The organism is Staphylococcus sp. SB1-57 (genome assembly GCF_017086425.1).
Classification (GTDB): Bacteria; Bacillota; Bacilli; order Staphylococcales; family Staphylococcaceae; genus Staphylococcus; species Staphylococcus warneri_A.
On sequence record NZ_CP070964.1, the window covers coordinates 944474 to 959540 of the forward strand.

A 15067-nucleotide genomic window follows, 5' to 3' on the forward strand; every position below is an offset into this window, starting at 1 on the left:
TGGATTTTTATTTGGTAATTAGAATACGAAATGTATCTTTATTATTTTAAATACATTTTAATTAACTTCAGTCATAAAGTGTCTTTAATAAGGAGAATAGAGCTTATGGTTAAATTTATACATTGTGCGGATTTACATTTAGACAGTCCTTTTAAATCTAAAAGTCATTTGAGCCCCAATATATTTGAGGATGTTCAAAAAAGTGCGTATGAAAGTTTTCAACATATTGTTGATTTAGCATTACAAAAAGAAGTAGATTTTATCATCATTGCTGGTGATTTATTCGATAAAGAAAATCGAACATTACGAGCTGAGGTGTTTTTAAAAGAGCAATTCGAACGATTAGAAAAAGAACAAATTTTCGTTTACATTTGTCATGGTAATCATGATCCATTGTCAACAAAGATATCATCAAATTGGCCTAAAAATGTATCTGTATTTTCAAACCAAGTAGAAACTTATCAAGCGATTACTAAAGATGGAGAGACAATTTTTATACATGGATTTAGTTATCAAAATGATGCAAGTTATGAGAATAAGATTGATAGCTTTCCATCTAGTCAGGGACAACAAGGTATACATATCGGGGTGCTACATGGTACTTATAGTAAGTCATCTGTTAAAGATAGATATACTGAATTTAGACTAGAAGATTTAAATAGTAAATTGTACCATTATTGGGCGTTAGGTCACATACATGAAAGACAACAATTAAGTGACTTACCAGTTATTAATTATGCTGGTAATATTCAAGGTCGACATTTTAACGAAAAAGGTGAAAAAGGCTGTTTACTTATCCAAGGGGATAATTTAAAGCTCACTACACAATTCTATCCGACACAATCTATTAAATTTGAAGAAGCAACTATTGAAACTTCAGAAACGACTAAACAGGGCTTGTATGAAGCAATCCAAGCATTTAAAGATAAAGTACGAGAAGAAGGAAAAGCATTTTACCGCTTAAATGTCATTATCAATAGTGAATCAATGATGTCACCTCAAGATATATTACAAGTCGAAGAAATGATTACGGACTATGAAGAAAATGAAAAAGATTTTGTATTTATAGAGGATTTAAATTTAAAATATAAATCGAATGACGAGTCTCCATTAGTAAATGAGTTTTCAAATGATTTATTAAATGATAGAACAGTCTTCGATAAAGCAATGTCGGATTTATATTTAAATCCACGTGCTTCTAAATATTTAGATGACTATACAACTTTTGATAAAACAGAGCTAGTCAATCATGCTGAAGATTTATTAAAGGCAGACATGAGAGGTGAACAAAATGATAATTAAATCACTTGAGATATATGGCTATGGCCAATTTGTTCAGCGAAATATTGAGTTTAACCAATCATTTACAGAAATTTTTGGTGAAAATGAAGCTGGTAAATCAACGATTCAAGCTTTCATCCATTCTATATTGTTTGGCTTTCCAACTAAGAAGTCTAAAGAACCACGTTTAGAACCAAGATTAGGTAATCAATATGGTGGTAAATTAACGCTTCAATTAGACGATGGAAATGTCATTGAAGTAGAACGTATCAAAGGTAGCGCTCAAGGTGACGTTAAAGTATATCTAGAAGATGGTAGCGTTCGAGATGAAGAATGGTTACAAAAGAAATTGAATTATATATCTAAAAAGACATACCAAGGTATATTTTCTTTTGACGTCCTAGGCTTACAAGATATTCATCGTAATTTAAATGAAAAACAACTACAAGACTATTTACTTGAAGCGGGTGCTTTAGGGTCCACTGAATTTACAAGCATGAGAGATACGATTAGTCAGAAAAAGGACGAATTGTATAAAAAGTCAGGTAAAAATCCAATTATTAATCAACAAGTGGATCAGTTAAAACAATTAGAAGCACAAATACGTGAAGAAGAAGCGAAACTTGATACGTATCATAGATTAGTTGATGAAAAAGACAAATCTTCACGCCGTCTTGACAATATCAAACAGAACTTGAATCAACTCTCTAAAATGTATGAAGAAAAGCAAAAAGAAGTAGCATTACATGATCAAACACAAGAATGGAAACAATTAGAACATGCACTAAATGTTGAACCATTACATTTTCCTGAAAAGGGGATTGATCGTTATGAAGCTGCAAATGCGCAAAGACAATCCTTGCTCAGAGACATTAGTTTAAGAGAACAACAATTGGCTCATATCAAACAAGATAATGAATCTTTAGAACCTGCTAAACAGTCTGATATTGATGCCTTTAATAGTTTATATCAGCAAGAAAATGAAATTAAACAAAAAGAATATGAATTAAGATCTTTAGAAAAAGAAATTTCTGATAAACAACGTGATAAAGAAAGTATGCAATCTAATATTGGTTGGAATGAAACGCATCATGATGTTGATAGTTCAGAGGCAATGAAGAGCCATATTAGTGATCAAATTAAAAACAAGCAAGAGCAAGTCGCGTATATTCAACAATTAGAACGTAGTATTGAAGATAATAAAATTGAACAAAACGCAAATAGCAATGAATTAGATCACTTAGAAAATCAACTTGTTCCAGAAGAAACTTTTGAAAAGAAAAAAGAGCACAAACAACAAATTGTTGAATTAAATGAGAAAGAAAATCTCTATGAAAAATTAAAAGAAACATTTGAAATTGAACAAGAGCGAAAAAACAAACGCCAAAAAATGTTGCGTATGGTATTTATTTTACTAGCAATAGTTGGCGCAGCGTTAACCGTTTTCGCATTTTTAACGCAAAACATGATTTTTGGTATTATATTTGCTGTATTAACTGTTGTGTTTGTAATCGGTATATTCCTAGTGAAATCTAAGGAAGTAGATTATAGCGAAACAATCACACAAGAAATTGACGATTTAGAAAAACAATTAGAAGTTTTAGAAAATCAATATGATTTAGACTTTGATTTAGATGAGCAACAACGTACACGTGATCATTGGCAACATGCTTTAAAAAATAAAGACGTTCTAGATGAAAAATCAAATTATATGAACAATACATTATCTAAGGCAGAACAACGTTTAAATGATATTAATCATAATATTGAAGTTGCGAAACAAGAGTTACATCTTTCACCAAAAATATCAGATAGCCTTATTGTTGAAAGTATAGGTACAATGGGCCAAATCAAATTAAATGACCAGTATATTGATGAATTAAATTCTAAACGTCATCAAATAGTAAATGATTTAGAGGCATTTTATAATCATGCTGAAGCAGTGACACAATCACAATTTACTTACTTTAATAAAATGTCATTCTTCCACGATGTGAAACAATGGCTTAAAAATGCTGAAGAAAGTAATGAAAAGTGGCATAAAAATACTGAACAAAGTAAATTATTAAATGATGAGTTATCACAGCTACGAACACACTTAGAGGATAATAATCAAACGATTAACGAATTATTTAATCATATCGGTGTTGCTACGGAAGAAGAATATTATCAACATCATGAAAAATATCAAACATATATAAATCAATTGACGCGTTTCAATGATTTAACAAAATATCTTGAAAATCAAAATTACTCATATGATGCTAGTTCACAATTAAGTGATAAAACAACAGCACAGTTAAACGAGGAAAATCAATTACTTGCACACCAAGTTGACCAATATAATGAACAATATTTGGATATGCAAGCTGAAGTGAGTGATCTTAATGCTCAAATTGCGCATATGGAAACAGATACGACATTAACACAATTACGTCATGAATATCATAGCTTGAAGAATAGAATGAATAGCATAGCTAAAGATTGGGCAAGTTTAAGTTACTTACAAAGTTTAGTAGATGAACATATAAAACAAATTAAAGATAAACGTTTACCACAGGTGATTAATGAAGCTATTCTTATTTTCACAAATCTTACTAACGGTGCTTATACTAATATTTATTATTCAGAAGAAGCTATTCAAGTTAAACATGAAAATGGTCAAATGTACCAACCTGTAGAGTTAAGTCAATCTACGAAAGAGTTGTTATATGTTGCACTTAGATTGAGTTTGATTAAAGTATTAAAACCATATTATCCATTCCCAATTATTGTGGATGATGCGTTTGTACACTTTGATAAAGATCGTAAAGAAAGAATGTTAAATTACTTAAGAACATTATCAACGGATCATCAAGTACTATACTTTACGTGTACTAATGATAATATTGTTCCAACTAAAGAAATGATTACATTAAATAAATTAGAGAAAGGCGGGAAATAATGAGAAATGTAGAAAAATTAAATCCCGGTGATTCAGTTAATCACTTCTTTTTAATCCACAGAGCAACACAAGGTGTGACAGCTCAAGGTAAAGACTATATGACGCTTTATTTACAAGACAAAAGTGGAGATATTGAGGCTAAATTATGGACTGCAACGAAAGAAGATATGCAGACATTGAAGCCAGAAGAAATCGTACATGTAAAAGGTGATGTCATTAACTATCGTGGTCGTAAACAAATGAAAGTGAATCAAATTCGATTAGCGACACCTGAAGATAACATGAATACACAAGATTTCGTAGATGGAGCACCTATGTCTCCAACTGAAATTCAAGAAGCACTTTCCCATTATATGTTAGATATTGAGAATGCTAATTTACAACGCATTACAAGACATTTAATTAAAAAGTATCAAGAAAGTTTCTTTACATTTCCAGCTGCAAGTTCACATCATCATAATTTTGCGAGTGGTTTAAGTTATCATGTTTTAACGATGTTAAAAGTTGCTAAATCTATTTGTGATATATACCCACTATTAAATAGAAGCCTATTATATAGTGCCATCATTTTACATGATTTAGGAAAAGTAAAAGAGCTTAGTGGACCTGTGGCTACAACGTATACTGTTGAAGGTAATTTATTAGGGCATATTTCAATTGCAAGTGATGAAGTGGCTGAAGCAGCAAAAGAGCTTGGAATCGAAGGTGAAGAGGTGATGTTATTAAGACATATGATCTTAGCTCATCACGGTAAATTAGAGTTTGGTTCACCTAAAATGCCGCATTTAAAAGAAGCCGAGATTCTATTTTTCATAGATAATATAGATGCTAAAATGAATATGTTTGAAAAAGCATTTAAGAAAACTGAAAAAGGCCAATTTACTGAGCGAATCTTTGGTCTTGAAAATAGACAATTCTACAATCCAATACAATTAGATTAATATGAAAAAAGGTGATGAACTCGAATATGAATTCATCACCTTTTAATTTAATTTATTATCTATATATTTCAAAAGTGAGTAGAGATGATATAATAATATCGTCGCCTATCTCTCAGGCGTCATTTTGACGATGAGAGGGGGTGTTACTTCCATGACTGAAATCTTTGTTCATATCGCAACTACTGTTATTAGTGGTTGTATCGTTACATTATTTGCGCATTGGCTACGCCATCGTAACGATAAGTAAATAGGCGACATATGTAGCTACACTAAAAAATCCCCTCACTACCGCAAATAGTGAGGGGATTGGTGTTTCCATACTGAAATCTTTGTTATATATATTATAACATGTGTAAATAGGATTGCAAAATGTTACAGTCGTCAATGCTAATTTTGAATTATGAGCCTGTCATTCCTGGAGCACCTTGTTGCATGCTAGCGCCACCTTGTGATGACTGTTGTTCTTGTTGTTTAATCTTGTCTGGATCTAAAATTGTATCATCAACAGCTTTTTTAATATCTCTATCTTTATAATCTACTTTATATTCATCTAGAATTTCTTTATAAGCATCGGTAAGTAATTTAGGATCTTTTTGAATTTTTTGTTCTAAAATTTTAGATTTTAGATTTGATTTTTCTGAATTAAAGTCAGTTTCTTTGTCAGCTTTAATGATATGGTAACCATAATCAGTTTTGACAACTTTAGAAACTTCACCTTCTTTAAGTTTAAATAGTGCTTTGTCGAAGCTTTCCATCATTTGATCTTTTGTTACATAACCAAGGGAACCATCTTTTTTAGCACTAGATTTATCCATTGATTCTTTTTTGGCGATTTCTCCAAATTTACTTGGATCTTTGGAAACTTCTTTTTGAATTTCTTCAGCTTTTTGTTTAGCTTTCTTATCTGATAAGCCTTCTTTATCACTATCTTTAGATTTGACTTTGATTAAGATATGAGAAGCTTTTTTAGTATTATCTTTGATTTCTTTGTCCGAAACTTTAATCTTATCATTTAATAATTCTTTCTGATAAGCAGATAAACGTTTTTGATCTTTGTATTCATCCATTGACATACCTTGTTGTTTTAAAACACTTTCAAATTGTTCTTTACCACCATATTGCTTTTCTTCTTTTTTAATATCTTTATCAATATCTTTAGTATCTACTTTATCTTTATATTTATCAGCGAGAATTTTATCCAGAGCGATACTGAATGATTTACTAGCAATTTGATCTTTGCCAATTTTCTTCATAACATCCTCAACTTTAACATCACCAGCTTTAGATGATATGAGCGTGTTCTCTTTTGAATCTGTCGAATCTGAGCCACATGCACCTAGTAAAAGGGCACTTGCTGTCACTGGTATCATGATTTTGTTAAATGCTTTCATATGTTGTTAGCTCCTTTATGTATATAATCAACGTAAATATAACATATAAAAGGGAAGGTACCAATTCAAAACCCTCTCTATAGGACTATAGTACTAGGTGATTTATAGACAAAAGTCCATGACGATAAAAAACGAGGTTGAGACATAAAGCTTTTGTGCTTCTGGGAAACCGATTAACGGCGTCCCAAAAGCAGGATTATCGGCAGAAGGGACCCAACATAGAGAAATTGGTATTCCAATTTCTCTATGTTGGGCAAACGCTCACGATTCGACAAAATTTGGAAAACAATTCAAATGAACAAACTCAACTATTGAGTTTGTAAGAACTACTAACCTATGAATAAGGAAGTAGTTCTTTATCATCGTTCGGTTCTGCTCAAATCCTAAACGCTTTTGTCCCGACCTCTTTAGATTTAAACTTATAAAGTAGAAACGAATTTTTCTTTTTTTAAAATGTGAACGCCTGATTGATGTTCTTCAATATAATTACCATAGTTTGAAAACACTAGGATTTTTAAATAAAGTAAATCAAGTACAGAAAAACCAAAATTAAGTGCTAATAGAAACATACAATAATGTCCATATTGAGGGAAATACATACATAAAAAAATAAATAAAGATGATATTAATATAAAAGGTAATATCAAGTTGATACAAAAATAAACTTTATGAATAGGTGTATTTACATAAGTATTAAAATATGGAATCCATTTCTTTCGAGTTAATTTATGAATTCGAAATGATTTGTAAAAGGGTAAGAAAAATAATAAATGAACCCCTTTATGCAATGGATACATAAAAAATATAAGTACAAGCACAATCAAAAAATGTTTATCTGATAATGGCGTGTTACTAAAAAAGTACATGACTTCATAACTAAACAAAAACATTATAATGGTACCAACGATGCTCATGAATGCAATTCTAGGTATACCAAATCTTTCATGAATATCAATTTGTCTTGTACATAAAAACATGCAACATGCCTCATTTCTTAGTCAATATATGTATGGTATTATCTATTGAATTAGAGATGAAGTCAATAGGTACTTTAGTAAAAAACAGTCAAACACCATAATTCAAAAGTGATTCAATATATTAGAAACCCCTATTCAAAAATGCAATTATTGATTGCACTTTTTGAATAGGGGAAACCCAATAATGACTCATTTATTTTTCTTTAGAAAATGTATTGCTGATTTCTTCGCCACGGTTTTGTAAATTCTCAATGTGAGATTGTAGCTTTTCAATATTAGGATTAATATCAGACTTGAAGTTACCGATTAATGTTTTGATTTCATCACCGATTGAACTACCAAATTCTGTTCCTTCATTTTTAATTTGTGAACTATAATTTAATATGTCATTAAATGATTGTTTCATTGTTTCTAGTTCACGTTGTAACTCTGATTGAGCGCCAGTTGGTTGTCCGCCATCAATCGTGTTATTTTTAACGCTTTGGTCATCACGATTACGCAATGAGACTGCGAAACCTGCGGCAACACCTACGCCAATACCAAACAATACGCGTGTTACTTTCATTATAAATCTCCTCACTTTTATATCTCGGATAATTGTATTATTCATCTTATACCCATTTTAAGACAAATTAAGCATGATTATTCAAATTGAGCTTGAATTTGAGCAGCAATTTCTTTTTTGGCTTCATCATTTAACGTTTCTTCATGTGTTTCCCATTTATAACCAAAACCATCAATGTCATTTTCATATCTTGGAATTAAATGGAAATGTAAATGGAAAACAGATTGATCGGCGAATTCACCATTATTTTGAATAATGTTTAAGCCATCAGGATTAAATGCTTTTTTAATTGCATTTGCCACTTTAGGAAGAGCAACACCTATATGTTTCATTGTTTCTTCATCTGTTTCAAAGATATTTGCTGAGGCTTTTTTAGGGATTAACAGTGTATGACCTTTCGTTACTTGAGAAATATCTAAAAAGGCATAGACATAATCATTTTCATAAATTTTAAAGCTAGGAATTTCGCCAGTAATAATTTTACTGAAAATCGTTTCAGACATGTTGATTACACTCCTCTTCTCTTCATCTTAAAATATATTATAGCATTACTAACAAAAATTCGTCATTCTTCATAGCTAATTTTAGGTGTAATTCATTATTTTTGATACAATAGGTCTCGTGGAGGTGCCTTATGACAGTAAAAGTAGAACATCTAACAGGTGGTTACGGTAAACGACCTGTAATTAAGGATATTAATTTTGAATTAAAAAAAGGCGAAATCGTTGGATTAATTGGTCTGAATGGTGCTGGTAAAAGTACTACGATCAAACATATGTTAGGACTTTTAACACCTACATCAGGCTCATTATCAATTTCAAATACTAATATAACAGACGATATTGAAACATATCGTCGAAAATTATCATATATTCCAGAATCACCAGTTATTTATGATGAATTAACGTTACAAGAACATATTGAAATGACTGCAATGGCATATGGTCTATCTCAAGAAGAAGCAATGAAAAGGGCAGAACCATTATTAAAAATATTTAGGTTACAAGATGAATTAAAAGTCTTCCCAAGCCATTTTTCAAAAGGTATGAAGCAAAAAGTGATGATCATATGTGCTTTTATTGTTAATCCTGAATTGTACATTATTGACGAACCATTTTTAGGTTTAGACCCATTAGGTATACAGTCTATGCTTGATTTAATGGTAGAAAAGAAAAATGAAGGGCGTACAGTGTTAATGAGTACACATATCTTAGCCACTGCCGAACGCTACTGTGATCGTTTTATCATTTTAGATAAAGGTGAAGTTGTGGCCTTTGGAAATTTAGAGGAATTAAGAACGCAAACTGGTCTAAATCATCATACACTTGATGATATTTATATACATGTTACTCAAGGTGGACATGCCAATGAATAATCAGGCAACGACATTATTTAGAAAGCGTCAAAAGGCGATACGTAAAGAAAAGAATTACTACAATAAATTTATTTTTAATGGTCATTTTACTGTCTTTCTTTTAATCTTGTTCGGTGCTTTTATCATGGGGTATGGAGAGTGGTTAAAACATATACCTAAGCATATCGATTATGCACTTATAACTAGTATGATTATCGCGATTGCTTCATTATTTCCATTAAGAACATTATTAAAAGAAGCAGATCAGATTTTTTTATTACCGTTTGAAAAGTATATGAAACGATATATGTCATTAAGTATTCAATATAGTTACTTTGCAAGAATAATAATGCAATTGGTATTACTCATTGTACCATTTCCATTATTTTATAAATTAAATCATCACCATTTGCAGTACTATATTGTTTTTGTAGTAATTGCACTAATATTACCCTATTTAGTATTATGCCTAAGATGGATTGGTTATCAATTAGGTGTATCAACTTGGTTAATGAATTTAGGCTTTTTTATTATTTTAAGTATTAACTATTATTTGATTCTCGGAATGCAAACGTATTTCGCGTTAATTATCACGTTAGTCATATTAATATTGATTGTTATTTTAAAATCTAAAGCAGACAACCAATTATACCCATGGGATAGAATGATTGGGGTAGAACATAGACATTATACTAATTATTATAAGTTTGTAAATATGTTTACCGATGTCAAACATCTTAGAGAATCTGCGGTTAGACGTAGTTATTTAGATTTTATCTTGCCGGTACCAAAAGGTAAAAAGTTTAATGCAAATCAAATGTATTTATATTTATTTATACGAAGTTTTGTAAGGGGAAGAGATGCCTTTAGCATCATATTAAGATTGACACTTATTGCGGTGATATTAATGGTATGGCTTTCAAATCCAGTAGTATCCATATTAATAGGTAGTCTGTTTATGTATATTACTTTATTACAAATGTCTCAGTTTTATACTCAACAAGCCTATGGTTTATGGCCACAGGTTTGGCCAGTACCTGATACAATTGTTATCAAGGGTTATGAGAAGTTTTTATATAGACTTATGATTATTATTGGTTTGATATTAACAATTACATTTTCAATCATGAATTCAACATTATTTTTCTTTTCAATCGTATTCTTCTTAGTTGGTTATTTTACAATTAGAAGTACCATTAAAAAATTAAAATACCAAGAAACATTATTAAGAGATTAAATGAAAAAGTTGTCCTATAGCGAAAGAAGTATCTACGCTATAGGACAACTTATTTTTTAATTATGATCAACTGGATATAAGTAACGTTCAAAGTAGCTTGAATGTTGGCCACTATATCCAAAGAATTGATTTAATGCTGCTTTAGAAAAATGATCTTGGAATAAATCAGATGACTTAAAGTCTTCATATGCACTACGATTAGCAAAACCAAAATACAATTTATAAGTATTGCCTTCTAAAGGTCGTAATAATCGATAACTTTTGAATCCACCGAAAGTGTCAAAAGGTGCACCTAAATGAAGCAATTGTTTTTCTAATTGATTTTTATGATCTTCTGATGAAGGAATAAACAGTGCACAGTAAAAATGATCTTCATTAAATTCACCCACACTGTATAACACTTCATAAGCACTTGGATGTTTTAGTACAGATTTTCCTTCAGTTTCTTCTAATATAACTGAAGTATCTGATGCTGAATATTGGTATAAATTATGATCTGGATTATTAAGTTGAATTTGATTTAAAAATCCATAAGTCCCATAAGATGTATATAAATTCATGACAGTTACCTCCCTCGTTTTTATTAATTATACGATTATCAATTTTTATTTTCTACCTTAAAAGTCTGATTTTTAAAATAAATGTATAAGAGTGTTTTGATTTATTACAAATTAAACTGAAATTAAATGGAATTATATTATATCCATGATATAAAATGACGAGTTATTATATTGAATTTCAATATCTAAATAAAAAATTATGACAATTTGTAAGTAGTTCATATTTCCAAATAATTTTACTATGTCTTTTTTATGACATTTAAGCACATTAAAATACGAACGAACATACAATATGATATTATAGATAAGAATGATTTTAATTTAGGGGGACTATATGGTGCATACCAAGAATGATACGATTTTAAAAATGATAAAAGGTGAAAAGACATCCCATACACCGGTCTGGTTTATGCGTCAGGCAGGGAGGTCACAGCCAGAATACCGTAAATTAAAAGAGAAATATTCATTATTCGATATTACGCATCAACCTGAATTATGTGCATATGTCACACACTTACCAGTTGATAATTACAACACAGATGCTGCGATTTTATATAAAGATATTATGACACCGTTAAAACCTATTGGTGTAGATGTTGAGATTAAATCTGGAATCGGACCAGTGATACAAAATCCAATAAAATCAGTACAAGATGTTGAAAAACTTTCTCAAATTGATCCAAAACGAGATGTACCATATGTTTTAGATACGATAAAAATTTTAACTGAAGAAAAATTAAATGTACCGTTAATTGGATTTACTGGTGCTCCATTCACTTTAGCTTCATATATGATAGAAGGCGGACCATCTAAAAATTACAATTTAACTAAAGCAATGATGTATCGTGATGAAGCTACTTGGTTTGCTTTAATGGATCATTTGGTTGCAATTTCTATAGATTACGTTAATGCACAAATAGAAGCAGGAGCCGAATTGATTCAAATCTTCGACTCATGGGTAGGCGCTTTAAATGTTCAAGATTATAGAAAATATATTAAACCAGGTATGGATAAATTAGTAAATGGTATTAAGCGTCAACATCACGTTCCAGTCATATTGTTTGGAGTTGGAGCAAGTCATTTAATTAATGAATGGAATGATTTACCAATTGATGTGCTAGGTTTAGATTGGAGAACATCTATTCAGCAAGCTCAACAAATGGGCGTAAACAAAACATTACAAGGCAATTTAGACCCTTCATTATTATTAGCGCCATGGGAAGTAATTGAAGAGAGATTAAAAGACATTTTAGACCAAGGTATGTCTAGAGGTAAACACATCTTTAACCTTGGGCATGGTGTTTTCCCAGAAGTTCAACCAGAAACACTTCGCAAAGTAAGTCAATTTGTACATGATTATACTCAACAGTAGTTCTATTAATTCAATTTGAATAACGTAAGTAATATGATTAGATTAAAGGGTGGTTTTATAAATGAGTAAAACAATAGGATTATTAGTAATGGCTTATGGCACACCTTACAAAGAAAGTGACATTGAACCTTATTATACTGATATCAGACACGGTAAAAAACCAACAGATGAAGAACTACAAGATTTAAAAAACCGCTATGAATTTATAGGTGGCTTATCACCATTAGCAGGTACAACAAACAGACAGGCAGAAGCATTAAGAGATGCCTTAAATAGTGCATATGATGATGTTGAATTTAAGTTATATTTAGGTTTAAAACATATTTCTCCATATATAGAAGAAGCGGTTGAGTCTATGAATAATGATGGGATTACTGAAGCAGTAACAGTTGTTTTGGCACCACACTATTCAAGCTTTTCAGTGGGCTCTTATGACGAGCGTGCCGATCAAGAAGCTGAAAAATATGGTATTCAATTACATCATGTTAAACATTATTATCACCAACCGAAATTCTTAGAGTTTTGGACTAATCAAATTAATGATACTTTAAAACAGATTCCATCTGAAGAACATGACGATACTGTATTAGTTGTATCAGCACACAGTCTACCTAAAGGATTAATTGAAAGAAACAATGATCCATATCCTAAAGAGCTACATGACACAGCAGAACAATTAAAAGTTAAATCAAATATTATCCATGTTGCTGAAGGTTGGCAATCAGAAGGTAATACTGGTACACCTTGGTTAGGGCCTGATGTACAAGATTTAACTAGAGATTTATATGAAGCCCATGGTTATAAAAACTTTATCTATACACCAGTTGGATTTGTATGCGAACATTTAGAAGTTTTATATGATAATGACTATGAATGTAAAGTTGTTTGTGACGACATCGGTGCAAATTATTATCGTCCAGAAATGCCTAATACACATCCATTATTTATCGGAGCAATTGTAGACGAAATTAAATCAGTATTTTAATAGAAGGAAGCGTGAATGATTTTGAGTAAGAATGTAGCAATCATCGGTGCAGGTATAACCGGCTTAACAAGTGCTTACTATATGAAAAAACAAAATCCTCATTTAAATGTAACCATTTATGAGGCAACCAATCGACCAGGTGGAAAAATCCAAACATATCGTAAAGATGGCTATACGATTGAATTAGGCCCAGAGTCTTATTTAGGTAGAAAAACGATTATGACTGATATAGCTAATGAAATTGGATTAGGTAATGATTTAATTACCAATACGACAGGTCAATCATACATTTATGCTAAAAATAAATTATATCCGATACCTGGTGGTTCTATTATGGGAATACCAACGGATATTAAACCTTTTATCAAAACTAAATTAATTTCACCATTAGGTAAACTTAGAGCTGGATTAGATTTATTTAAAAAGCCTATCGAAATAGAAGATGACATTTCAGTAGGTGATTTCTTTAGACAGCGTTTAGGTGATGAAGTACTTGAAAATTTAATTGAACCACTGATGGGTGGTATCTATGGTACAAATATAGATGACTTAAGTTTAATGAGTACATTTCCTAACTTTAAAGAAAAAGAAGAAGCCTTTGGTAGCTTAATTAAAGGTATGAAAGATGAAAAAGAACAACGTATTAAACAACGTCAATTATATCCAGGTGCGCCGAAAGGACAATTTAAACAGTTCAAGCATGGTTTAAGCTCATTTATCGAAGCACTTGAAAAAGCTGTTAAAAATCAAGGTGTAGACATTAAATATAACACTAAAGTTGAAGATATTATTGTATCTCAAAGAGACTATCAAGTGGTTGTTGATGGTAAAAATGAAGTTTATGACGGTGTATTAGTCACTACACCTCAACAAGTGTTTATGCAATGGTTCAATCATGATCCAGCATTTGATTATTTCAATACGATGGATTCAACAACAGTTGCAACTGTTGTCCTAGCATTTGATGAAAAAGATATTGAAAATACTTATGATGGTACTGGTTTTGTTATTGCTAGAACAAGTAATACAGATATTACGGCATGTACATGGACATCTAAAAAATGGCCATTTACAACACCAGAAGGCAAAGTTTTAATAAGAGCTTATGTTGGTAAACCAGGTGATACTGTTGTGGATGATCACACAGATGAAGAAATTGTTTCTATAGTACGTCGTGATTTAAAACAAATGATGACATTTAAAGGTGATCCTGAATTCACAATAGTCAATCGATTACCGAAAAGTATGCCTCAATACCATGTAGGCCACATTAAACAAATTAGAAAAATTCAAGAACATATTAAACGAACTTATCCGCGATTAAAAATTACAGGGGCACCATTTGAAGCGGTTGGCCTACCTGATTGTATCCAACAAGGTCATAATGCGGTTGATGAAATGCTAGAGGAATTACGTTAATACGTTTTATAATTTAATTAAAGCACTTTAAAAGGATAATA

At 30.9% G+C, this 15067-nt stretch carries 14 protein-coding genes; 9 read left to right on the forward strand and 5 right to left on the reverse strand.

Features of this window, described 5'->3' with window-relative positions:
- The first annotated feature begins 105 nt into the window (after positions 1-105).
- From JX000_RS04765 to JX000_RS04780, 4 genes are all read left to right on the forward strand, one after another.
- On the forward strand, positions 106-1302 hold the full coding sequence (locus JX000_RS04765; RefSeq protein WP_002452108.1) for a metallophosphoesterase family protein: 1197 nt from the start codon (positions 106-108) through the stop codon (positions 1300-1302).
- On the forward strand, positions 1292-4225 hold the full coding sequence (locus JX000_RS04770) for an ATP-binding protein (protein ID WP_206140941.1): 2934 nt from the start codon (positions 1292-1294) through the stop codon (positions 4223-4225). The genes JX000_RS04765 and JX000_RS04770 overlap by 11 nt, the downstream gene beginning before the upstream one ends.
- A complete protein-coding gene (gene yhaM, locus JX000_RS04775; RefSeq protein ID WP_002452110.1) occupies positions 4225-5166 on the forward strand; it encodes a 3'-5' exoribonuclease YhaM in 942 nt (313 codons plus the stop codon). The genes JX000_RS04770 and yhaM overlap by 1 nt, the downstream gene beginning before the upstream one ends.
- 151 nt (positions 5167-5317) lie before the next feature.
- The gene (locus JX000_RS04780) at positions 5318-5413 is read left to right on the forward strand and encodes a type I toxin-antitoxin system Fst family toxin (protein WP_015364873.1); all 96 of its coding nucleotides are present in this window, start codon (positions 5318-5320) and stop codon (positions 5411-5413) included.
- Positions 5414-5564: 151 nt separating this feature from the next.
- On the opposite strand, the gene prsA is transcribed toward JX000_RS04780, so the two are convergent.
- The 4 genes from prsA to JX000_RS04800 form a co-directional block, all read right to left on the reverse strand.
- Positions 5565-6557 (reverse strand): peptidylprolyl isomerase PrsA, encoded by a 993-nt coding sequence (gene prsA / locus JX000_RS04785; RefSeq protein ID WP_124227921.1) that lies wholly within the window; start codon positions 6555-6557, stop codon positions 5565-5567.
- A gap of 419 nt (positions 6558-6976) precedes the next feature.
- On the reverse strand, positions 6977-7534 hold the full coding sequence (locus JX000_RS04790; protein WP_002452113.1) for a DUF3267 domain-containing protein: 558 nt from the start codon (positions 7532-7534) through the stop codon (positions 6977-6979).
- A 193-nt stretch (positions 7535-7727) separates the two neighbouring features.
- Positions 7728-8099, reverse strand: a complete 372-nt coding sequence (locus JX000_RS04795) for a YtxH domain-containing protein (RefSeq protein WP_002452114.1) — start codon at positions 8097-8099, stop codon at positions 7728-7730.
- Positions 8100-8176: 77 nt separating this feature from the next.
- Complete coding sequence (locus JX000_RS04800; RefSeq protein ID WP_049424853.1) at positions 8177-8602, reverse strand: HIT family protein; 426 nt, start codon at positions 8600-8602, stop codon at positions 8177-8179.
- Positions 8603-8733: 131 nt separating this feature from the next.
- Here JX000_RS04800 and ecsA point away from each other — a divergent pair, with 131 nt between their 5' ends.
- Positions 8734-9474, forward strand: coding sequence for an ABC transporter ATP-binding protein EcsA (gene ecsA / locus JX000_RS04805; protein WP_002452116.1), 741 nt, complete (start codon positions 8734-8736; stop codon positions 9472-9474).
- Positions 9467-10690 carry an ABC transporter permease EcsB gene (gene ecsB / locus JX000_RS04810; RefSeq protein ID WP_124227919.1) on the forward strand — a complete coding sequence of 408 codons (1224 nt, stop codon included), beginning with the start codon at positions 9467-9469 and terminating at the stop codon, positions 10688-10690. The genes ecsA and ecsB overlap by 8 nt, the downstream gene beginning before the upstream one ends.
- A gap of 56 nt (positions 10691-10746) precedes the next feature.
- Here the strand turns inward: ecsB and traP are convergent, their stop codons facing one another.
- Positions 10747-11250 carry a signal transduction protein TRAP gene (traP, locus tag JX000_RS04815; RefSeq protein ID WP_002452118.1) on the reverse strand — a complete coding sequence of 168 codons (504 nt, stop codon included), beginning with the start codon at positions 11248-11250 and terminating at the stop codon, positions 10747-10749.
- 334 nt (positions 11251-11584) lie between these two features.
- Here traP and hemE point away from each other — a divergent pair, with 334 nt between their 5' ends.
- The 3 genes from hemE (at position 11585) to hemY (ending at position 15026) form a co-directional block, all read left to right on the forward strand.
- Positions 11585-12622: a uroporphyrinogen decarboxylase gene (gene hemE / locus JX000_RS04820; protein WP_002452119.1), complete on the forward strand. Its 1038-nt coding sequence runs from the start codon at positions 11585-11587 to the stop codon at positions 12620-12622.
- A gap of 61 nt (positions 12623-12683) precedes the next feature.
- Positions 12684-13607: a ferrochelatase gene (gene hemH / locus JX000_RS04825; protein WP_124227918.1), complete on the forward strand. Its 924-nt coding sequence runs from the start codon at positions 12684-12686 to the stop codon at positions 13605-13607.
- A gap of 21 nt (positions 13608-13628) precedes the next feature.
- A complete protein-coding gene (gene hemY / locus JX000_RS04830; RefSeq protein ID WP_206141002.1) occupies positions 13629-15026 on the forward strand; it encodes a protoporphyrinogen oxidase in 1398 nt (465 codons plus the stop codon).
- Positions 15027-15067: the final 41 nt, after the last annotated feature.

Coding starts and splice junctions, on each gene's coding strand:
- JX000_RS04765 (WP_002452108.1), top strand. CDS start 106: ATGGTTAAATTTATACATTGTGCGGATTTACATTTAGACAGTCCTTTT.
- JX000_RS04770 (WP_206140941.1), top strand. CDS start 1,292: ATGATAATTAAATCACTTGAGATATATGGCTATGGCCAATTTGTTCAG.
- yhaM (WP_002452110.1), top strand. CDS start 4,225: ATGAGAAATGTAGAAAAATTAAATCCCGGTGATTCAGTTAATCACTTC.
- JX000_RS04780 (WP_015364873.1), top strand. CDS start 5,318: ATGACTGAAATCTTTGTTCATATCGCAACTACTGTTATTAGTGGTTGT.
- prsA (WP_124227921.1), bottom strand. CDS start 6,557: ATGAAAGCATTTAACAAAATCATGATACCAGTGACAGCAAGTGCCCTT.
- JX000_RS04790 (WP_002452113.1), bottom strand. CDS start 7,534: ATGTTTTTATGTACAAGACAAATTGATATTCATGAAAGATTTGGTATA.
- JX000_RS04795 (WP_002452114.1), bottom strand. CDS start 8,099: ATGAAAGTAACACGCGTATTGTTTGGTATTGGCGTAGGTGTTGCCGCA.
- JX000_RS04800 (WP_049424853.1), bottom strand. CDS start 8,602: ATGTCTGAAACGATTTTCAGTAAAATTATTACTGGCGAAATTCCTAGC.
- ecsA (WP_002452116.1), top strand. CDS start 8,734: ATGACAGTAAAAGTAGAACATCTAACAGGTGGTTACGGTAAACGACCT.
- ecsB (WP_124227919.1), top strand. CDS start 9,467: ATGAATAATCAGGCAACGACATTATTTAGAAAGCGTCAAAAGGCGATA.
- traP (WP_002452118.1), bottom strand. CDS start 11,250: ATGAATTTATATACATCTTATGGGACTTATGGATTTTTAAATCAAATT.
- hemE (WP_002452119.1), top strand. CDS start 11,585: ATGGTGCATACCAAGAATGATACGATTTTAAAAATGATAAAAGGTGAA.
- hemH (WP_124227918.1), top strand. CDS start 12,684: ATGAGTAAAACAATAGGATTATTAGTAATGGCTTATGGCACACCTTAC.